Origin of the sequence: Pseudoflavonifractor phocaeensis (genome assembly GCF_021531815.1) — a bacterium.
GTDB classification, from domain to species: Bacteria; Bacillota; Clostridia; order Oscillospirales; family Oscillospiraceae; genus Lawsonibacter; species Lawsonibacter phocaeensis_A.
Window position 1 is genome coordinate 41,599 of record NZ_JADYUM010000001.1, and the last position, 21,036, is coordinate 62,634.

The window sequence follows — 21,036 nt, forward strand, 5'->3', positions numbered from 1 at the left end:
CTTATTTCGTTCTCATTGTTTATGCGGCCCGTTCCGATGTGAGATTTTTCTCTTGGAGCGCCGCTTTCCTGCTGTAAATTTCATTCCATCCCCCTTTTCGTGTTCAGCCGCCCGCTTTTTCTGCTCCTTTTCTTGCATTTTTCTTGCACAAACGTGCATTTGCACTTTTTGTTTTGCACTTTTGCACAGTTTTATGCACTTTTTCATGTTCATGTCCTCCTCTTTTTTACCCTCAACCATATTTTTTCTCTTGTTCAACATATTTTCAGAGCGGCAAAACAGCATGTTTCCGGAAGGGCCGCAGGACACCGGCGATCCCATCCACTGGCAGAAATACTGTGGATTTTCACCACAAAATCCAGCAGCCGCCCCAAGATATGGGGGGATTTGCCTTGGAAATCCGCTTGAAACTCCCAATTTTTTATAGTATAATCTTGCACGTGGACAACGGCGCCTCAACACAGGCGCCGTTGTCCTATTTCTATATCTAATAGGAGAATGGGCGCTCTGCCGCAAGACCGGCTTGTTCTCGGTCTTCATCCATTTCGCTCGTATACAGATTCCTCCCATGCAAAATAAAAAAACTTCAGTCTCTTCTTGACCCAGCTTCCATTTTGGCACGTTACATGCTTGATAAATTTTAAGAGTCAGTTCGCCATTTCACAAAACCTGACAAATATGAAAGGGAGTACCTGAGATATGAAGCAAGTGTATATCATGGGCGCCGTTCGTACTGCCATCGGCAAGTACGGAGGCTCACTGAAAAGCGTTCCCGCCCATCAGTTGGGCGCCCTGGTCATTAAGGAGTCTCTGAACCGTGCCGGCGTTGACGGCTCCATGGTGGATGAGGTGATCCTGGGCGAGGTGCGCCAGAGCACCGAAGCCTCCAACATCGCCCGCTGCGCCGCTTTGGAGGCCGGCCTCCCCGAGTCTGTCCCCGGTTTTACTGTCAACCGCCTGTGCGCCTCCGCCATGCAGGCCACCCTGTGCGGCTGCCAGGAGATCTGGCTGGATCAGGCCGATGTGATCGTCGCCGGCGGCACCGAGAACATGAGCCGCGCCCCCATCTATCTGCGCGGCACCCGCTGGGGCGGCAACAAGAACACCCTGGTGGACTCCAACATTGAGGCCGGCAGCACCGCCGCCCCCGCCTCCGTCTATGGTACCGGCCTGAGCATGACCCGCACCGCCGAGAACGTGGCCGAGCGGTTCAACATCACCCGGGAACAGCAGGACGCCTTCTCCGTGGAGAGCCAGCGCCGCGCCCTGGCCGCCATTGAGGCCGGCTACTTCAAGGACGAGATCGTCCCCGTGGAGGTCCAGGAGAAGAAGCGCTCCTTTATCTTTGACACCGACGAATTCCCCCGCCCCGGCACCACCATGGAGGTGCTGGCCAAGCTGCGTCCCATCGTGAAGGCTGACGGCACCGTGACCGCCGGCAACTCCTGCGGTCTGAACGACGGCGCCGCCGCTCTGGTTCTCATGTCCGAGGACAAGGTGCGGGAGACCGGCCTGAAGCCCATGGCCCGTATCGTGGACATCACCACCGCCGCTCTCGACCCCGCCATCATGGGCTACGGCCCCTACTATGCCACCAACAAGATCCTGAAGCGCACCGGCATGACCCTGGACCAGATCGATCTGGTGGAGCTGAACGAGGCCTTTGCCTCCCAGTCCGTGGCCTGCATCCGTGACCTGGGACTGGACCCCGCCAAGGTCAACATCAACGGCGGCGCCATCGCCCTGGGCCATCCCCTGGGCTGCACCGGCGCCCGCCTCATCGTCACCCTGATCCACAACCTGAAGCGCACCGGCGGCCGCTACGGACTGGCCACCCTGTGCATCGGCGGCGGACAGGCCATGGCCGCCATCGTGGAGCGCATGGACTAAATATTGAAAACCATCGAGTAAAGAAAGGTGCATTGTTATGAAGATCGAAGATATTAAAACTGTTCTCGTGGTAGGCGCCGGCGCCATGGGCCAGCAGATCGCCATGAACACCGCCCTCAATGGCCGCGCCCATGACTACAAGGTGATCCTGTGCGACTCCTTCCCCGCCGCCCTGGAAAAGGCCAAGAAGTGGGCCCCCGAGTATCTGGCCGGCCGCGTGGCCAAGGGCCGCATCACCCAGGAGGAGGCGGACAAGGTGGCCGCCAACTTGGTCTTCTCCGACAACGTGGAGGAGGCCGCCGCCCAGGCCGACCTGGTCATCGAGGCGATCATTGAGAATCTGGACGCCAAGCGGGACCTGTTCCAGAAGATCAGCAAGGTGTGCAAGCCCGACACCATTCTGGGTACCAACAGCTCCAACATCGTCAGCTCCAAGCTGGCCGACGTCACCGAGCACCCCGAGCGCCTGCTGAACATGCACTACTTCAACCCCGCCCTGGTGATGCAGCTGGTGGAGATCGTCCGCGGCCCCCACACCGCCGACGAGACCATCAAGACCGCTTACGCGTTCGCTGAAAACACCGGTAAGAAGCCCATCATCATCCAGAAGGAGATCGCCGGCTTCGTGGCCAACCGGATCAACGCCGCCGTCACCCGTGAGGCTTGCCTGCTGCTGGAGAAGGGTATCGCCTCTGTGGAGGACATCGACACCGCCTGCGAAAAGGGCCTGAACTACCCCATGGGTCCCTTCCGCCTCATGGATCTGACCGGCCTGGATGTCAACTACTATGTCCGCCGGGACCGCTTCGCCGAGAGCGGCGATCCCAACGACGCCCCCAGCCCCCTGGTCATCGACAAGGTCATCAAGGGCGAGTACGGCCGCAAGACCGGCAAGGGCTGGTACGACTATTCCGATTCCAAAAAGTAAGAGAGAAAGACGAGATTTGAGAAAGAAAGGTTAGGAGCTACGACATGAAATTTGTTTTGACCCATTCCTTGAGCCAGGCCGGCATGGACGTTCTTCATGCAAGCGGCGCGGAACTGTTCGTCGCCAACTCTGCCGAGCCCGCCACCTATCTGGACCAGCTGAAGGACGCCGACGGCTTCATCATCCGCGTCGGCCTCTGTCCCGCCTCCATCATCGACCAGTGCCCCAACCTGAAGGTCATCGGCCGGACCGGCGTGGGATATGACAACGTGGACGTGGCCCACGCCACCTCCCTGGGCATCCCCGTGGTCTTCACCCCCGGTGCCAACAACCGCTCCGTGGCGGAGCACGCCGTGGCCTCCATGTTCGCCCTGGCCAAAAACATGAAGGAAGCCGATGAAGAGCTGCGTCAGGGCAACTGGAAGATCCGCGACGCCAAGAAGGCCTTTGAGCTGTATGGCAAGAAGGTCGGTATTATCGGCGTAGGCGCCATCGGCAAGTATGTGGCTGAGATCTGCCAGGGCGTCGGTATGAAGACCGCCGGCTTCAGCCACTCCAAGAATCGGGCCAAGGTGGAAGCCGCCGGCTGCGAATACTATGAGGATATGGATCAGCTGCTGCGCGACTGCGACATCATCACCATCCACAACCCCCTCACCCCCGAGACCAAGAATATGATCTCCGCTCCCCAGTTGGCCATGATGAAGAAGACCGCTCTGCTCATCAATACCAGCCGTGGTCCCATTGTCAACGAGCAGGATCTGGCTGACGCTCTGAACAACGACGTCATCGCCGGCGCTGCTGTGGATGTGTACAGTGTGGAACCCGCCGAGTTGAGCAACCCCGTGTTCAACGCCAAGAACTTGATCGTCACTCCCCACTCCGCCGCTCTCACCCGCGAGGGCACCGACCGCATGGGCGCCTGGTGCGCTGAAGGCTGCGTGGCCATCTGCAACGGCCAGCGCTGGGAGAACGTGGTGGACAAGTCTGTCTACAACCACGAGAAGTTTGCCAAGTAAACAGTAAGAAGTAATTCCATCTGTTCATGAGAGAAAGGAGCAAATTATTATGGTCAGTTCTTATGATTTGAATGTCGGTGCTAAGCGGTTGGAGAAGGTAGAACCCTCCCTGATCCGTACCGTGCTGGACCGCACCGCCGTCCTGCGCGGCGAGGGCAAGCCCGTCATCGCTTTCAGTGCCGGCGAGCCCGACTTCAACACCCCCTCCGACATTAAGGAGGCCACGATCCGCGCCATCACCAACAACCAGACCAAGTACGGCTCCAACCAGGGTTATCCTCCCCTGCGTAAGCTGCTGCAGGGCTACATCAAGGAAGAGACCGGCATTGACTACGACCCCAACACCGAGATTCTGATCACCAGCAGCGCCGCCGAGGCTCTGAACAACTCCATCATGGCTTTTGTGGACGAGGGTGACGAGGTCATCGTTCTGACTCCTGCCTTTGTCTCCTACAAGAGCCTGATCAACATGTGCGGCGCCAAGTTTGTGGACATCCCTCTGAGTGCTGAAAACGGCTTCCAGGTGGACATCGAAGCTGTTAAAGCCGCCATCACTGACAAAACCAAGATGCTGGTCATGAACAGCCCCAGCAACCCCACTGGCGCCGTATTCAGCTACGACAATCTGAAGCAACTGTGCGAGTTGGCCGTGGAGCACAACTTCCTGATCCTCTCCGATGAGATCTACAGCCGTCTGGTCTATGACGGAGCTGAGTTCCACTCCATCGCCTCCTTCCCCGGCATGAAGGAGCGTTCCATCATCGTCAGCGGCTTCTCCAAGACCTTTGCCATGACCGGCTGGCGTCTTGGCTACATTGCCACCTCTGCCAAGCTGCGCGGTCACATCCTGCGCGTCCACCAGTATTCCACCACCTGCTCCCCCACCTTCATTCAGGTCGGTCTGGCTGAGTCCATGAACACCCCCAACACCAAGAAGCAGGTGGAAGAGATGCTGGCCGCCTTCGCAAACCGCCGCAAGCTCATCATGAAGCTGCTGGACGAGATCCCCGGCCTGACCTATGTCAAGCCCTACGGCGCTTTCTATATCATGGTGGATGTCTCCGCTCTCAACATCAGCAGCATGGACTTCTCCATGAAACTGCTGGAAGAGAAGTATGTTGCCACCGTTCCCGCCGTGGGTCTGGATGATCACACTGGCAAGTATGTCCGTTTCTCCTACGCTACCTCTGAGGAGAATATTGTGGAAGGTTTCCGCCGTATCAAGGAAATGGTTGAGGAAATGCGCAAGGCGTAACGCTTTTTCACAATCTGTTGTCCGATAGAGAGTTCAAGCCGGTGCATACGCAGATCGCAACACTTTAGTCATTTAATTCGGCTTCTCTATTGACAAACGCATATGGCTTGGGCCATAATGCTTTTGTATGATGTATACATTCGGCGGGGCGGAACCAGGCTGTTCCGTGTTCCGTCCCCGCCGGAGGAGTACATCAGGCACGATACTTCTTTCGCAGGCTGTCGTCTGAGGGAGAGAATGCGTTCTGCGAAGTGGTATAAATGATCAGAAAAAGAAAAGAGATATTCAGTATGTCCGAAAATGAGAACACATGATCGCCGACGGCGCCCTGGAGGGCGTAGACGCCATCTTCGGCCTTCGTGTGGACCCCGATTATCCCACCGGGATGGTCGTGTCCAAGAATGAAGCTGTTATGGCTGCCTCTGACTGGCTGATGATCGACATCTGTGGTACAGGCGCCCATGGCGCTTACCCTCACCGCGGCGTGGACGCTATCGTAATCGCCGGCCAATTTATTACGGCGGTTCAGGCTCTGATCTCCCGGGAGCTCAATCCCCTCGATTCCGCGGTCATCACATTCGGCGCGATCAGCGGCGGCAAGACCCGCAACGTGATCTGCGACAACGTCCATCTGGAGGGCATTCTCCGCACCCTGAAGCCCGAAGTCCGGGAACGCACCATTACCCGTATCGAGGCCATGCTGGACGGCATCACCAAGGCCTACGGCGGCTCTTACCAATTCAAGCGGAAAAAGAGCTACTCCGCCACCATCAACGACGGCCGCTTCGTGGACTTCATCCAGCAGAACGCGGTCTCCCTGTTCGGCGAAGGAGCCTTCACTCCCCTCCCCGGCTCCAGACTGGGCTGTGAGGACTTTGGCTATTATCTGGAAAAAGTTCCCGGCGCCTTCTGGTTCCTGGGCACCGGCAACGCCGAGAAAGACACCCAGCATCCCTGGCACAGCCCCCTGTTCAACATCGATGAGGACGCCCTGGTCAACGGCGTAGCGCTGCAGGCCGCTCTGGCTTACCGCTACCTGGAATCCCCGATCCGTTAAATTTTCTCTCTCAAGTGAGAGGATTAGCCCATATTCGCCATATTTGTATACATTATTCTCCATTCAGGACGTGTTGACATGGATATTAACTGTTACAACAGCCGTTTGGACATCGATTTGGATACCATCGGCGAAAACATCAACAAGATCCGGGCCTATACCGGCGGTCTGGAAGTGCTTCCCGTGGTCAAGAGCAACGCTTACGGCCTGGGAACTGTCCCCGTCGCCAACTATCTGGTCCGGGAGTGCGGCATCCGTTTTCTCGCCACTGCCCGCATCTTTGAAGCATGTCAGATCCTGGACTCCGGCTGTACGGATGCTGAGATCATGATCCTGGGGCCGGTCCCGTCTTATTCCATCCCCGTGGCAGTGGAGCGCGGCATCCAGATCCCCCTGTTTTTAAAGCAGGATGCCAAGCAGTTGAGCGAGGAGGCCGCAAAGCGCGGCATTTCCCAGGTCAAGGCGCACCTCAAGATCGAAACCGGGATGAACCGGATCGGTGTAAAACCCGGCGAGGAACTGGACGATTTTCTCCGCTATGTCAACAGCTTGGGCAACATCACCATTGATGGTGTGTTCACCCACTTTGCCACAGCGGATCAGGCCAACGAGGGTGCCGGCAATGATTTTACCCGGGAGCAGTTCGCCCGGTTCCAGCAGGGTCTGGATCAGGTCAAACAGGCGGGCATCTCCCCCCGCTTCATCCACTGCTGCAACACCGGCGCCACCACCTGGCTGAAAGAGGCCTATCCGCTCTGCACTCATGTGCGGGTGGGCAGCCTGTATCTGGGCTACTCCTCCATCCAGAACGACTGGAACCCCATCGGCGTGAAAGAGTCTGCCAGCTGGAAGACCCTGATCGTAAATCTGAGGACCATCCAGCCCGGAGAGAGCGTGGGCTATGGCCGGGCCTTCCGGCCTACCTCCCCCGCCAAGGTGGCCACCATCGGCATCGGCTACGGCGATGGTTACGTGCGCAGCTTTGCCATGAACCACGCGCCTGTTCTGGTTCACGGAACGCGCTGTCCCTTCGTGGGGACCGCCATGGACCAGAGCTTTGTGGACGTGACTGGAGTAGACTGCCAGATTGGCGACGAAGTCACGCTCTTCGGTGCGGACGGCTCCGGCAACCAAATCTCCGGTCTGGAGATCGGCCATTTAATGGGAGAGACCCGTCTGGCAATGTTCACCCACATCACAGAGCGGGTCGCCCGGGTATACCATACCAAAAAAGAAGGTTGACCTTCACAGTTTCCGATTAGATCAGCGGTTTCTTTTTAATAAACCTGGGAGCAGAGGGGGAATTGGGAGCCGCTCTTCTAATATAGCCGGCTGTGACAAGCCGACAGCATCGTTTGAAAGAGGAAAGGAAAATAGAGGAAACGAGGTGTCATCCCGGAGTATTCTGATTCATTCCGCATCATCCGCGAATCCGCATTTTAAGCGAGAAAATCGAGGAGGAAAAGTGATGGAAAATAAGAAACAAAAAGCCACGATGGGCGAAAGTATCGCTTTGATGTTAGTGATCATCGCCGAGATCGTGATCTGCGTCCGCGCAGGTTTGAACCTCGAGATTCCCCTGTTCCTGACGTGGCTGATCATCTGGATCTTCGCGAAGGTCAGAAAATTTGATTGGTCCGTTGTGGAAGGCTATCTGCTTGACGGTGTCCGTGCCGGTTTCCAATCGGTCATGATCGTCGGCGCGGTCGGCCTTCTGATCGGCACATGGATCCTCTGCGGCTGTATCCCCACCATGATCTATTATGGTTTGGAAATCATCAGCCCCAAGATTTTCCTGCCCGCTACCCTGATCCTGTGCTCTATCCTGTCCACCATGACCGGCACCTCCTATGGCTCGGCCGCTTCTGCCGGCCTGGCCTGCATGGGTATCGGTATCTCCATGGGCTTCCCTCCGGGACTGATCGCCGGCGCGGTCATCAGTGGTGCTCTGTTTGGCGACAAGATGTCTCCCTTCTCTGACACCACCAACCTGGCCCCCGCTATGGCTGGCGGCACCCTGTTCGGCCACATCAAGTCCATGTGCTTCACCACCCTGCCCGGCTGGCTGATCTGCTTGGTCATCTTCGGCGTTGTCGGCGGCAGATACAGCACCACCGGCTACGATCCCACCACCGTCAATGAGTACCTGGCCGGTCTGGCCGCCAACTTTAACCTGGGCCCCATCACCCTGATCCCCATCGTCCTGGTTATCGTTATGCTGCTGATCAAGGTCCCCGCTCTGCCCACCATTCTGTGCGGCGCTGTTGTGGGCGCCATCACCGCCATGATCGCTCAGGGCGCCACCTGGGTGCAGTGCTTCGGCGTCATGAAGACTGGCTTCTCCATTGACTCCGGCGTGTTCCTGGTTGACAAGCTGCTCAACCGCGGCGGTATCTCCAGCATGTACAACATCATGATGATCATGATCTTCGCCATGGGCATGGGCAATGCCCTGGACAAGATGGGCGTCCTGATGAACCTGGTCGGCGGCCTGATCCACAAGATCGACTCCGTCCTGAAGCTGGTCGGCGTCACCATGCTGGTCTCCTACATCTCCGGCATGATCGGCTGCACCATGTCCATGTCCCACGTCGTGACCGGCAAGCTCATGGCCCCCATCTACAAGGAAAAGGGTGTGGATCCCCACGTTCTGTCCCGTACCATGGAGGACTGCGGCACTCTGGGCGGCACTCTGATGCCCTGGCACACCAACGCCGTTTACTTTACCGGCACCCTGGGTGTTCTGTACAGTGAGTACATCCCCTGGGTCCTCCTCTGCTACATCGTCCCCATTCTGGCCCTTGTTGCTGCCGCCACCGGTTACGCCATCTGGTACGTGGATCCCGAAACTGGCAAGCGCATCCCCAAGGAACAGGCTCCGATCTATCAGGAGAAGATGGCCGGCAAGTCCGCCAAGTAATTCTTCTGATCTCGTTTCTCTATTCATCCTCTTCATACGAAAAGCGTCCGGGCCAAACGGCCCGGACGCTTTTTATTCGTTCACACATAAAATGGTCCGCCCCTCAGGGGCGGACCATTTTGTAGGCTGTCGAAAAAGCTTTTTCGACAGCCTGAGCAAATTTGCAAACATGAAAAAATGTTTCCAAATTTGTACTGATTGAAAAGAAAGGGAACCCTGACGGTTCCCTTTCAAACTATCCTTCCCTCCGAATCCTTGAAGGATCAGGGTTTATTGACAAGCTGGAAAATGGTCCGCCCCTCAGGGGCGGACCATTTTGTTTCCATACCGCAGGCAGACGGCGAACCTCAACTCTGCGCCGACCGGTTTTTCAATTGTTCCTTGATACAGAGACACGCCAACTCCAAATGCCTGGAATCGATCTCAACTGCCCGCTCGGCATCCCCCGACGCCAAAGCGCTGATCAACTCCCGGTGCTCAGAAATCGAGTCCTGAAACCGTTTGCTGCTGTTCAGGGATAAAACGCGGAACTGCTGGTTCATGGAGCGGACCCGGTAATACAGGTCCTCCACCAGATGGTTGCCGCCCAGGCAGACGATTTGGTTATGAAGCTCGTCATCGGCGGCGACGTAGACGTCGATCTCCCCCTGCTCATAGGCGTCTCCCAGTGCCCGGCCGATCTGGCTCAGGAGCACTCCCTTGCTGTCGGTCATGTTCTGGGCCGCGCGGCGGATGGCATAGGTCTCCAGCATCACCCGGACGTCGAAGATCTCCTCGATGTCCCGGGCGGTAAACTCCCTAACATAGACGCCCTTATTGGGCACTTCAATGACCAATCCGTCCCCCGCCAACTGATGCAGGGCCTCCCGGACCGGGCTGCGGCTGACATGGAGCTGGTTGGCCAGCTCCACTTCCTGAAGCCGCTGACCGGGAGCAAATTCGCCTTTCCAAAGTGCAGTGCGCAAAATCGTATAGATCTGGCTTCGTATGGTCTGGACTGGCTGGTTGGCCATGTTTCCTCCTCCTATCATACTGCGGCCGCACCGGCGGCACACCCCGGAGGAGGTGCCACCTCAGATCCGGGTCAGGTCGCCCACGATCTCCGCCTCGCTGAACAGCGCAGTGGTCCCTCCGGTGTGGAAGTAAACAACGGTGCTGCCCTTCGGGATGCGGCCATCCCGAATATACTCCATCAATCCATGGAACCCCTTTCCGGAATAGACGGGGTCGGTAAACAGGCCCTCGCTCCGGGCCAGGTAGCGGATGTCGTCATTGGCTGCTTTGCTGGGCATCTCATATCCGGGGGCAAAGTAATTGGGGTCGCACACAAATTGGGAGAGGTCCGTCCTCTCCTCGGCCCCGATCCGCTCCAGAGCCTGGTTGGCCAGACCGGCCACGTGCTTGGGATAGCCCTCGGGGTCCTTGGGGCTGACCTGGATCCCGATCAGCTTGACGTCGCTGCCCAGCAGCGCTTTTCCCGCGGACAGGCCAGCCAGTGTGCCGCCGGTCCCGGTGCTGGTGAAGAAATAATCCGGATGGATCCCCTGGTCCCGCAGCTGGCCCATGGTCTCCACGAAGGAGTCCGCATATCCCACGACGCCTACCGCCGTGGAACCGCCGGAGGGCATATCGTATACCTTGTGGCCTTCCCGCTCCAGCTCCGCGATCCGCTCCTCCACCTGGCCGCGGCAGCGCACAAAGGTATCCGCCATCAACTCGCCGGGCAGCGTGGGCAGAATATGGATCTCCGCCCCCAGAATGGTGTCCAGCAGCAGGTTGGCCCGGATATCTTCCTCCTTGGGCTCCACCAGCGCGGCCAGATACAGGATGGGCTTCATACCGCACTTCCGGGCTGCCGTGGCGGTCTCCATGGCGTGGTTGGACTGGGTGGCACCGTAGGTGATCACGGTGTCGCAGCCCTTGGCCTGGGCGTCACCCAGCAGATACTCCAACTTGCGCATCTTATTGCCGCCAAACAGCGTCATACCGGAAAAGTCTTCCCGCTTGATGTACAGTTCAACTCCTGTGTCCTGGCTGACCTTCTCCAGCTTGTGAATGGGCGTGGGGAAAAATCCCAGCTTGACCCGTACCTGGCGGTGGATCAGCTCCTGTGCCTGTTCAACCGTTTTCATGATGCTCCTCCTTTATAACATATCATCGCCCCGCCGGGATGTCAAATTTTTCCGCGGATCTTTTTCCAGTCAGATCACCGGTCCCAGACAGAAAATGTCCATGGAGCCGAAATAGGACAGCGCCTCATTCTTCGTCATCTGGCCGGACAGGACCTTGAGCAGCAGCGCAAAGGCCTCTTCTCCCACCTGCTCGATGGTCTTCTCGCCGGTGATGATGGTCCCCGCGTTCAAATCCATGTCGTGGCTCATGCGGGCATAGGTATTGGGATTGCCGCAGACTTTGATGACCGGCATGGAGGGGAAGCCCTGGGGCGCTCCGCGGCCGGTGGAAAACATCATGAACTGGGCGCCCGTGGCGGCCATGCCCGTCAGGATCTCCGGCTCACGGCCCGGCGCGTCCTTGATCCACAGCCCCTTCTGATCTGTGACGGCCTCCGTATACTCCAACACACCCTGGATCGGACGGTGCCCGGACTTCACAATGGCGCCCAGGCTTTTTTCCTCGATGGAGGACAGGCCGCCCGCGATATTGCCGGGAGTAGGCTGTCCGCCCCGCATATCTTCGCCGATGGATTTGGCCCGCCGCTCCATCCGGTCCACGATCTCAAAGATCTTCTTTCCCACCGGGCCGTCGGGTCCGCCCACGGCGCGGTTGGCCAGAATGTGCTCGCCGCCCAGAAATTCCGTGGTCTCCCCAAAGACTACCGTGGCGCCCAGGTCCACCAGTTTATCGGCCACATAGCCGATGACGCAGTTGGAAGCCATGCCCGACGTAGTATCGGAAGCCCCGCATTTGATGGCCATGACCACGTTGGAAATGTCCGCCTCCTCCCGCTGCTGGCCGGAGACCTGGAGAACCAGGGACTGGGCCGCGTCGATCCCCGCCTGGATGGCCCGGGAGGTCCCGCCCAGCTCCTGGATCCGGATGATCTCCACCGGCTTGCCTGTGGCGCGCAGCTCAGCGAGCATCCGCTCGTGGTCGGTGCCCTCACAGCCCAGGCTGACGATCAGCGCCGCGGCCACATTGGGGCTCTTGCCCAAATTGATGAGTACGTCCGTCACCCGGTGAAGGTCCAGGGGGAGCTGGCAGCAGCCCTGGTGGTGGAAATAGCCGATGGTCCCCTGGACCTGGCGGCAGATGGCCTGCGCCACATCGTTGGCACAGATCACGCTGGGGATCACCGCCACCAGGTTGCGGGAACCGTACCGTCCATCCGGCCGCTTATATCCCTGAAATGTATAGCCCACTGTCTTCTCCTCCTTACAAATCCCCACGGCCGCGCATGGCCTCCATATTGTGTACGTGCACATATTCCCCTTTTCGGATCCCGCGGCTGGCCGCACCGATGGACTCGCCATACTTCATGATGGCGCTGCCCTTGGGAATGTCAACGAGGGCGATCTTATGTCCATAAGGTACATCCCCGATGACCGGGATAATCTCGGAGTTCCCCCGCTTGTCCCGCACCTCCACGCAGGTCCCGTCTGTGATCTGTTCCGCAAAGATGGTGGCCACGTTGTCCTTGTCATCCACCTTCAGCGCCAGCTTCAATTCTTCCATGATGACCGCTCCTCTCCTTATTTGACCGCCAGAACAGACACGCCGTCCGGTATCACAACCACTTCAGCGCTGCCGCCCATCATCTGGTACGCCATCTCCAGCGCCTCATCCGGAGTGGAGGCGGGGATCATATTGGCCTTTCGGACCAGGTCATGATCCAGATAGGTGGTAACCAGGATCACCTTGAACTTTTTCAGGATGCGGGCGTAGGCCTGGGCGCACCACTGCTCAGCGATGGATTCCCTGGCCGGGATCGCGGACAAGTAACTGTCGATCTCCTCGGGGGTGCCGCGCAGCATCAGCTTTTCAAAATTGGTACCGCCCATCCCGTCCCGGCAGGCGCAGCACATAATGATGACTCCGCCCTCTCTGCAGCACACCTCAGCGGTAGAGGCCGCCTTGGGACTCTGATACAGGTTCTGGTCCAGGGGATAGCCGCCGTTTGAAGTGACAACGATATCTCCCTGTACCGCAGGCCGCTGGGCAAGGCTCCGAACAAAGGCCACGCCCTCTCCGTGGGCCTGTTCCAGATCGCCGCTGAAGGCGGCGATGACCTTTTTCTCCGCGTTGAGAGCCACATTTAAAATAAACTGAACGTTGACCTTCCTTGCGGCATACACCATGTCCTCATGGATGGGATTGTGCTCCAGCACGCCGGCAGCGGCATAAGGGCTGGCCACCGCCTTATAGGAGTGGTTCTCGTTCACCGTGGCGGCGTTGCAGCTGCCGGGCAGGATACTCTTTCTTCCGCCGGAAAAACCGGCGAAGAAATGGGGCTCGATAAAGCCCTCGCACAACAGCAGGTCACAGTGCAGGACCGTCTTATTGACCCACAGCTCCGCTCCCGACGGCAGCTCACACACATGCTCGAAATCCTCATCCTGGAACGCTTTGTTGATCACGATCTTCTCATGATCCACGATCTCATCGCCGAACATCCGGCGCTGCTCCTCCTCTGTGGTGGCCCGGTGCAGTCCGGTGGCAATGAAAATGGTGACGTCCGCATCCGGATTGCCGCTGCGGATCTCCTCCAGCAGCAGCGGCAGGGTGATCTTGCTGGGAACCGCTCTGGTATGGTCGCTGGTCACCAGGGTGATCTTTTTCTTACCCCGGGCCAGCTCCCGCAGCCGGGGCGTTCCGATGGGGTTGGCCAGCGCGCGCCGCACCAACTCTTCCTGTCCGGCCTCGGGGACGTACTCCTCCGTCTGGGCGGTGATGACCGCTTTCAGATTCTTTTCTTCCACATGAATCGGGATCGTGGACACGTCATAGGGGATCGCAATGTTAACCATGTGGTACCTCCTTCCAATTTTTCGCCGTATTGTATGATGTATACATTTCGATTGTATTATGGTCTCTTGACAATCTCTTGTCAAGAGACTTTCCACTCGTATTGAGTGCTGAACCAAGAAACCGTCTCTTCATCATCCGCATCGCCCCTAAAACGGGCATAAAAATGCACCTTTCCCTCTGGTTTTCGCCATGGCGCCGCGTATTCCCCCGGCCGACTCAAAGGATTTCTCCCCTTTACTCCTCCTCGTCTTTCTGGTAGCTGCACCGGGAAGGGATGTGGTATTCCTTGATCTTATATTGCAGCTGCCGGCGGGAAATGCCAAGGTACTCCGCTGTTTTGCCCCGGTGATTATTGCACACCTCCAGGGCTGCCAGAATTTTTTCCTTGCTCAGTTTTCCCGCAGGCTGTCTCGGTTTCTCTCTTTCTGGCCTGATGGTCTCCTGGGCAACGTTTTCTCCACCCAGCATGCCGGAGGGGATACTGGAGATCTCAATGGTGGCATATGGCGTCATGACCACCATGCGCTCCACAAAATTCCGGATCTCCCGCACATTGCCTGGCCACTGGTACTGGGTCACCTCATCCAGCACATGCTGGGAGAAGGTTTTTTTCAAATTATATTTCTTGCAGAAATACTCCAGGAAGTTCAGGCATAGGGGCACAATGTCCTCCTTCCGGCTCCGTACCGGCGGAATGATGAGGGGGATCACGTGGAGGCGGTAATACAGGTCCGCCCGGAAGGTCCCCTGCTTGACCATCTCCTTCAAATCCCGGTTGGTGGCGGCGATCAGCCGGAAATCCACCTTTTTGCTCCGAACCGCGCCCACCCGCTGGATGCTCTTTTCCTCGATCATCCGCAGAACTTTTCCCTGCACCTCCAAGGGCAGAGAATTGATCTCATCCAAAAACAGCGTTCCGCCGTCAGCAGCCTCCGCCAGACCGATCTTGCCCTCCCGGTTGGCCCCCGTAAAGCTGCCCTTTTCATAACCGAACAGCTCCGCTTCAATCAGGTTCTCCGGAAAAGCCGCGCAGTTTACCGTCACCAAGGGCTTGTCCTTCCGTTTACTGTGCTCGTGGATGTAGTGGGCAAAGACCTCCTTGCCCGTACCGGACTCGCCGTAGAGCAGGACCGTGGAGTCCAGGGGCGCGATGTTGTCAGCCACTGAGATCAACTGCACCATATCCGGACTTTTCGCCACAATACCCACTTTTTCCTTCCGCACACTCGGGGCTTGCGTGTACAGGATCTTATTTTCCTCCATCAGCATCTTATACAGATGCTGAAATTCATCCACATCCTGCAGCAGTGTAATAACATATTTAATGTTGCTGTTCCCGTCAAAAATCGGCGTTCCGGTGACGATCCGCATCCGGAAAGGGCCTCCCGCCTTCTGCAGGTCCTGGTAATACTGCAGGCGGCTGACCCGCCGCTTCTCCTGGCAGACCAAGTCAAATACACACACGTCAATGACGCTCATAAAGTCATGGACGTTCATTTTCAAATATTCCTTACGGGGAATATTTCTCCAGTTGATCATAACCGTGTTGGCAAACAGAACATTTCCCACGGAATCATATACCATGACGCCCGCGTCAATGTTGTCCAACACCATGCTGAACGGAAGCTGCTCATGCAGCTCATTGGATGACAGCACGCCTTCCATCGAAATCAACCTCCCGTACTATCATATTACAGCAGTATTCTACCACAATTTGCATCATAGGGAAAGATTTTCAGGCACATTTCAAAGTGCAAATTTTGCACTTCACTTTTCATTGCACTTTGCACTTTTTGTGCACCTGTAACGATGTGTTTTCCTTTGGGCCGGCAGGCTCTCTCCGTTTTCCCCGTTTGGGAGAAATTTTAACGCTATTTTCCGGCGTTTTTTTATCTATTTTTTCCCATCTGATCTGCGCCGAAAAAAGAGAGTTTTTCCGGAATAATTCACTTGTTTTTAAAGCACGATCTCTTTTTTGCTCTGCAACAAAGTCCTCAATTTTTCTGCCTGAATTTTCTTTTGCATTTTTTCTCCGGCAGGCGAATTTTGGCACATTCTTTGCTTTATTAAGATATGTAACTTATTTTTTTATGCAACATCCCCTATTTTCCTGTTCCGGTCCACACCGGGGCGCCGGATGCCCGGTATCGGAACGCACAACCCGTTTATGACGTATGAGGGAATACCCTTGTACGAGTCATAAAAAATAAAAATGGAGGAGAATATCAATGAAAAAACTTTTGTCCGCTTTGCTCGTCTCCGCTATGTTACTCTCCCTCGCCGCCTGTGGCTCTTCCGGGAAGACTTCTTCCACTGAAAGCAGCAAGTCCTCGGCTTCCGCGTCTTCCTCTGCCGCTGCCTCTCAGCCCGCCACGAAGGATGACTACCCCACCAAGCCCATCACTGATATCGTCTGCACCTCCGCCGGCGGCAGTACCGACCTGTACAACCGTCTGATCGGCTCTTACATTGAAAAGTACCTCGGCCAGGGCTTCGTGGTTGAGAACGTGACCGGCGGTGCCCAGGTCATCGGCACCACCCAGCTGGCCAATTCCGAGCCCGACGGCTACACCCTCGGCGGCGGCTGGAGCGCCTCCTTCGGTATGCGTCCCTACCTGCTGGAAGTCACCTATGATGTGGACGACTTCACCTTTGTCTGCGGCATCCTGAACCAGATCGAGGCCGTTATCGTCCGCGCCGACTCCCCCTTCCAGACTCTGGATGACCTGATCGCTTATGTTGGCGAGCACCCCGAGACTCCCTACGGCGCCGGTGATGCCGGTTCCTTCCAGTACCTCTGGGCCCGCTACGTCATGAACCAGAAGGGCGTCAACGGCACCTTTATCCCCCACAACGGTGATGCCGCTGCTCTGACCTCCCTGCTGGGCGGCGCCGTGGACTTCGTCTTTGCTGAGACCACCTCCGCCATGAGCGGCATCAAGTCCGGTGACTACCGCGTCCTGGCTACCTGCATGACCGAGCGCGACCCCGCCACTCCCGATGTCCCCTGCCTGACCGAGCTGGGCTATGAGTGCAAGCTGTCCCACACCATGTCCCTGATCATGCCCGCCGGCGTGCCCCAGGAACGCGTGGACAAGGTCTACAACGCCGTGGAGCAGGTCATGCAAGATCCCGAGTTCATCGAGCAGTGCAAGCAGGCCGGCTTCTCCGCTTGCTTCAAGACCGGCGCTGAGATCCGTGAGGAGATCGACAACCTGGCTGCCATCGTGAAGCCCATGATCGATGCGGGTGAGCTGGGCTGATCTGAGCTAAACCCAGTTTTTCCTCAACTATAGACAAAGCCCGGGAGGGGATGGTTTCCATACCTCTCCCGGGCCATCGCAAATGAGGTGCGAAATGAATAACCTATTTCAAAAACGTATCGTCATCAAGAAATCCTATTCGGATCTGGGGCTGGGCATTCTGTTCGCCTTGCTGACGCTGTACATGCTTTTTATCGGCAACTATAAGTTTATCAAGGTCGGTTTCGGCGCCGTCGGCAAAGTCGATGACCGGCTGTTCCCCACCATCGTTATGGTCATCGCCCTGATTTGTGCCTGCGCGATCATCGTCCTCGCCATCGGGGATATCAAGCGGGATAAGAAACTCGTTGCGGCCGGAAAGCAGCCTGCAACCGTAGAGTTTTCCATCATGGTTCTGTTTCTGTTCGCTGTTGGCCTTTTCTTCTACCTGACTATGAAAAAAATCGGCTATCCGCTGTGTAACTTTATCTGTGTATACGCCGCTTATTATATGCATGGAGGCAGAAAAATCTGGAAGGGCGTACTTCTGGCCGGTATTTTCACGCTGATTTGCTACCTGTTCTTCGCCGTCTACCTGGGTGTGAATCTGCCATTGGGCTTCTCACTGTAATCTGAACAGGAGGTCGTTTCAATGTCATTTAGTTTTGCCAACATTATCGCCGGTTTCCAGCAGATCGGCACGCTGAACTGCATCCTGATGATCGCATTCGGCACACTGCTGGGTATCATCATCGGCGCGCTCCCCGGCCTGACGGCCACCACTGGTGTCGCTATTTTCCTTCCCCTCACCTTCTACATGGAACCTGTTCCCGCCCTTGGATTCTTGGTGGGCATCTACTGCGGCGGCATGTACGGCGGCTCTATCACCGCCATCCTGATCAACACCCCGGGTACGCCCGCCGGCGCCGCAACGGTTCTGGACGGACATCCAATGGCACAAAAAGGCGAAGCATACCGGGCACTGCAGATGGCGCTTTACGCCTCCACCATCGGCGGTCTGATCTCCTGCGTTGCCCTCATGTTCTTCGCCCCTCTCCTGGCCTCCGCCGCCCTGAAGTTCAGCTACGCGGAATACTTCGCCCTGGGCGTGTTCGGCCTGTCCATCGTGGCCGGCCTCTCCAACGGCAATATTTTCAAGGGCCTGCTGGCCTGCTGCATCGGCCTTTTCATCGGCTGTATGGGCATGGACCCCATCTCCGGCTATCCCCGGCTCACCTTCGGCGTCACCTCCTTCCTGGGCGGTTTCCAGCTGATCCCCGTGCTGATCGGTATCTTCGCTTTTTCGGAACTGATCAAGCAGTGTGCTGAGAAAGTGCGCCGGAAGGATGAGAAGGAAGAGATATTCCCCGTATCCGGCAAAAGCCTGACCAAAGCGGACTGGAAACGGTCCATCTCTCCCCTTATCAAGGGTTCCCTCATCGGTACCTTTATCGGCGCCGTCCCCGCCACCGGCGGCGGTACCGCCGCGTTCCTCTCCTACGGCGAGGCCCGCCGGGCCAGCAAGCACCCCGAGGAGTTCGGCAACGGCAGTATTGAAGGCATCGCCGCCTCCGAGTCCGCCAACAACGGCGCCACCGGCGGCACCTTCATCCCCATGCTGTGCCTGGGCATCCCCGGCGACTCCGTCACCGCGGTTCTGATGGGCGCTCTGATCATTCAGGGCCTCACCCCCGGCCCCACCCTGTTCACCGACCACGCCGACACTGTCAACGGTCTGTACATCGCCCTTCTGATTGCCAACATCTTCATGCTGATCATGGGTCAGGTTGGTCTGCGCTGGTTCTATAAGGTCTGCCTCATCCCCAAGGAGATCCTCCAGCCCATTATCTTCGGCCTGTGTCTCATCGGCTCCTACGCGGCCAACTCCAACCTGTTTGATGTAGGCACCATGCTCGTCTTCGGTCTGCTGGGCTACCTCCTTATCCGCGCCGGCGTGCCTATGACCCCCATCCTGCTGGGCCTGATCCTCGGCAACATCACCGAATCCAACCTGCGCCGTGGTCTGATCCCCACCCAGGGCAATTTCCTGAAGTTCATCAATCGTCCCATCTGTCTGGCCATCCTCGCGATCACCATCTTCTCCCTGGCATTCACCATCATCCGGATGCTGCGGGACCGGAAGGCTGGCAAGGAGATCAATGAGGAGGAATAACCTCTTCCCTCTTTCATCACGTCTATCTGAACGGGCAACTCCGGACTCGGATTTGCCCGTTCGCTCTAACAATCTTCATTTTCCATCATCAAAGTGAGGTATGACGCATGACTGAAAAACGAATGTTGATCCTGGCCAGCGGCGACAACGTGGGTGTGCTGCTGGAGGATGCCCAGCAAGGCGATATTGCCGTCAGCGGCGATATCCGCGTGCCTTGTCTGGAGGACATCAAATTCTGCCACAAGATTGCCCTGAATGACCTGCCCAAACACACTTATTTCATCAAATACGGCGAGATCATCGGATATGCCCTGCGCGACATCAAAAAGGGCGAGTGGGTCCACACACACAATCTGGATGACGTGCGCGGAAGAGAGGGGATGCTGTAATGGATCAGATTTTAGGTTACCGCCGTCCAAACGGCACATTTGGTGTGCGCAATCACATCGCTGTGATCCCTTCCGTATTCTGCGCCAACCACACGGCCAAGATGGTGGCCAGCCAGGTGCAGGGTGCCATCGCGTTCCCCCACCCCGACGGCTGCGGCCAGCACGGCAAGGACCTGCAGCAGACCATCAACACCCTGGCCGGCATCGGACGCAACCCCAATTTCGGCGCCGTCCTGGTGGTCGGACTGGGGTGTGAACGGATCCACGCCGACTCCCTGGCCGCTCTCATTGCGGAGAGCGGAAAGCCTGTCCAGTACCTGAACATTCAGGAAATGGGCGGCACCCTAAAGGCCATCGAGGCCGGCGTCAAGATCGTCCGGGACTTCGCCTTCCAGCTCTCTCAGCAGCAGCGCGAGCCGTTCCCCATATCTGAGCTGATCCTGGGGCTGAAATGCGGCGGGACCGACGCCACCTCCGGCATCGCCGCCAACCCGGCCCTGGGTCTGGCCGTGGACAAGATCGTCGCCCAGGGCGGAACCGCTTTCCTCTCCGAGCTGGCGGAGCTGCTGGGCACGGAGCACATCATGGAGCGCCGTTCTGAGACCCCCGAGGTCTATCAGCGCATCAAGCAGGAGCTGAGCCACTGCGAAGACGTGCTGGAGCGGATGACCAAAGACTATGTGCGCACCAGCGAACAGGCGGCTCTGGTCACCCCCGGAAACTTCGAGGGCGGCGTCAGCTCCGTCTCGGAGAAGGCCCTGGGCGGGATCCATAAGTCCGGCAGCAGCAAATTTGTCGGCGTTCTGGACTACGCCGAGCAGCCCTCCAAAAAGGGCCTGTTCCTGATGGCGGCGGCCGGCGGCGACTCCGACATCGCCACCAGCTTGGTGGCCGGTGGGGCGCAGATCATCGCCTTCACCACCGGCCGCGGCACCCCCACCGGCTTCCCCGGCGTGCCTGTTTTGAAGATCACCGGGAACAGCAACACCTACCGCAACATGGAAGATGACCTGGATTTCAACGCCGGACAGGTCATTGACGGCACCCTTACCCTGGAGCAGGCCGGAGAGGGGATCTATCAGGAGATCCTGGCTATCGGCTCCGGCAAGCCCACCAAGGCGGAAGTGACCGGCCACGACGAGCTGTTCGCCATTGGCCGCTACGAGTGCTATTGATC

Annotated in this window: 20 protein-coding genes; 12 read left to right on the forward strand and 8 right to left on the reverse strand. The window is 57.6% G+C overall.

Features of this window, described 5'->3' with window-relative positions; all coding sequences use genetic code 11:
* Window positions 1-12: 12 nt before the first annotated feature.
* Window positions 13-540 (reverse strand): hypothetical protein, encoded by a 528-nt coding sequence (locus I6E42_RS00180; RefSeq protein ID WP_235369683.1) that lies wholly within the window; start codon window positions 538-540, stop codon window positions 13-15.
* Between the two features lie 159 nt (window positions 541-699).
* Here I6E42_RS00180 and I6E42_RS00185 point away from each other — a divergent pair, with 159 nt between their 5' ends.
* The 7 genes from I6E42_RS00185 to nhaC all read left to right on the forward strand — a co-directional run bounded on the left by I6E42_RS00185 (window position 700) and on the right by nhaC (window position 9,069).
* Window positions 700-1,890, forward strand: a complete 1,191-nt coding sequence (locus I6E42_RS00185) for a thiolase family protein (protein ID WP_235369684.1) — start codon at window positions 700-702, stop codon at window positions 1,888-1,890.
* Between the two features lie 37 nt (window positions 1,891-1,927).
* On the forward strand, window positions 1,928-2,818 hold the full coding sequence (locus tag I6E42_RS00190; RefSeq protein WP_235369685.1) for a 3-hydroxyacyl-CoA dehydrogenase family protein: 891 nt from the start codon (window positions 1,928-1,930) through the stop codon (window positions 2,816-2,818).
* A gap of 44 nt (window positions 2,819-2,862) precedes the next feature.
* Complete coding sequence (locus tag I6E42_RS00195) at window positions 2,863-3,837, forward strand: hydroxyacid dehydrogenase (RefSeq protein WP_235369686.1); 975 nt, start codon at window positions 2,863-2,865, stop codon at window positions 3,835-3,837.
* A gap of 49 nt (window positions 3,838-3,886) precedes the next feature.
* Window positions 3,887-5,092: a pyridoxal phosphate-dependent aminotransferase gene (locus I6E42_RS00200; RefSeq protein ID WP_235369687.1), complete on the forward strand. Its 1,206-nt coding sequence runs from the start codon at window positions 3,887-3,889 to the stop codon at window positions 5,090-5,092.
* Window positions 5,093-5,402: 310 nt separating this feature from the next.
* Window positions 5,403-6,149: a M20 metallopeptidase family protein gene (locus tag I6E42_RS00205; RefSeq protein WP_235369688.1), complete on the forward strand. Its 747-nt coding sequence runs from the start codon at window positions 5,403-5,405 to the stop codon at window positions 6,147-6,149.
* A 78-nt stretch (window positions 6,150-6,227) separates the two neighbouring features.
* On the forward strand, window positions 6,228-7,391 hold the full coding sequence (gene alr / locus I6E42_RS00210; RefSeq protein ID WP_235369689.1) for an alanine racemase: 1,164 nt from the start codon (window positions 6,228-6,230) through the stop codon (window positions 7,389-7,391).
* Window positions 7,392-7,617: 226 nt separating this feature from the next.
* Window positions 7,618-9,069 (forward strand): Na+/H+ antiporter NhaC, encoded by a 1,452-nt coding sequence (gene nhaC / locus I6E42_RS00215; RefSeq protein WP_235369690.1) that lies wholly within the window; start codon window positions 7,618-7,620, stop codon window positions 9,067-9,069.
* A 347-nt stretch (window positions 9,070-9,416) separates the two neighbouring features.
* Here nhaC and I6E42_RS00220 read toward each other — a convergent pair whose 3' ends face one another.
* The 7 genes from I6E42_RS00220 to I6E42_RS00250 all read right to left on the reverse strand — a co-directional run bounded on the left by I6E42_RS00220 (window position 9,417) and on the right by I6E42_RS00250 (window position 16,108).
* On the reverse strand, window positions 9,417-10,082 hold the full coding sequence (locus tag I6E42_RS00220; RefSeq protein ID WP_235369691.1) for a GntR family transcriptional regulator: 666 nt from the start codon (window positions 10,080-10,082) through the stop codon (window positions 9,417-9,419).
* 60 nt (window positions 10,083-10,142) lie between these two features.
* A complete protein-coding gene (locus I6E42_RS00225) occupies window positions 10,143-11,201 on the reverse strand; it encodes a 1-aminocyclopropane-1-carboxylate deaminase/D-cysteine desulfhydrase (RefSeq protein ID WP_235369692.1) in 1,059 nt (352 codons plus the stop codon).
* Between the two features lie 69 nt (window positions 11,202-11,270).
* On the reverse strand, window positions 11,271-12,449 hold the full coding sequence (locus I6E42_RS00230) for a UxaA family hydrolase (protein ID WP_235369693.1): 1,179 nt from the start codon (window positions 12,447-12,449) through the stop codon (window positions 11,271-11,273).
* 13 nt (window positions 12,450-12,462) lie between these two features.
* On the reverse strand, window positions 12,463-12,762 hold the full coding sequence (locus tag I6E42_RS00235; RefSeq protein ID WP_235369694.1) for a UxaA family hydrolase: 300 nt from the start codon (window positions 12,760-12,762) through the stop codon (window positions 12,463-12,465).
* A gap of 17 nt (window positions 12,763-12,779) precedes the next feature.
* Window positions 12,780-14,054, reverse strand: a complete 1,275-nt coding sequence (larA, locus tag I6E42_RS00240; RefSeq protein WP_235369695.1) for a nickel-dependent lactate racemase — start codon at window positions 14,052-14,054, stop codon at window positions 12,780-12,782.
* 235 nt (window positions 14,055-14,289) lie between these two features.
* The gene (locus tag I6E42_RS00245) at window positions 14,290-15,720 is read right to left on the reverse strand and encodes a sigma-54 interaction domain-containing protein (protein WP_235369696.1); all 1,431 of its coding nucleotides are present in this window, start codon (window positions 15,718-15,720) and stop codon (window positions 14,290-14,292) included.
* A gap of 109 nt (window positions 15,721-15,829) precedes the next feature.
* On the reverse strand, window positions 15,830-16,108 hold the full coding sequence (locus tag I6E42_RS00250) for a hypothetical protein (protein WP_235369697.1): 279 nt from the start codon (window positions 16,106-16,108) through the stop codon (window positions 15,830-15,832).
* A 175-nt stretch (window positions 16,109-16,283) separates the two neighbouring features.
* Between I6E42_RS00250 and I6E42_RS00255 the strand changes: the two genes are divergently transcribed.
* The 5 genes from I6E42_RS00255 (at window position 16,284) to I6E42_RS00275 (ending at window position 21,034) form a co-directional block, all read left to right on the forward strand.
* Window positions 16,284-17,318: a tripartite tricarboxylate transporter substrate-binding protein gene (locus tag I6E42_RS00255; RefSeq protein ID WP_235369698.1), complete on the forward strand. Its 1,035-nt coding sequence runs from the start codon at window positions 16,284-16,286 to the stop codon at window positions 17,316-17,318.
* 94 nt (window positions 17,319-17,412) lie between these two features.
* Window positions 17,413-17,928, forward strand: coding sequence for a tripartite tricarboxylate transporter TctB family protein (locus I6E42_RS00260; RefSeq protein WP_235369699.1), 516 nt, complete (start codon window positions 17,413-17,415; stop codon window positions 17,926-17,928).
* Window positions 17,929-17,949: 21 nt separating this feature from the next.
* Window positions 17,950-19,470: a tripartite tricarboxylate transporter permease gene (locus I6E42_RS00265; RefSeq protein ID WP_235369700.1), complete on the forward strand. Its 1,521-nt coding sequence runs from the start codon at window positions 17,950-17,952 to the stop codon at window positions 19,468-19,470.
* A gap of 107 nt (window positions 19,471-19,577) precedes the next feature.
* Window positions 19,578-19,859, forward strand: coding sequence for a UxaA family hydrolase (locus tag I6E42_RS00270; protein WP_235369701.1), 282 nt, complete (start codon window positions 19,578-19,580; stop codon window positions 19,857-19,859).
* Window positions 19,859-21,034: a UxaA family hydrolase gene (locus tag I6E42_RS00275; RefSeq protein ID WP_235369702.1), complete on the forward strand. Its 1,176-nt coding sequence runs from the start codon at window positions 19,859-19,861 to the stop codon at window positions 21,032-21,034. The genes I6E42_RS00270 and I6E42_RS00275 overlap by 1 nt, the downstream gene beginning before the upstream one ends.
* The last annotated feature ends 2 nt before the right edge of the window (window positions 21,035-21,036 follow it).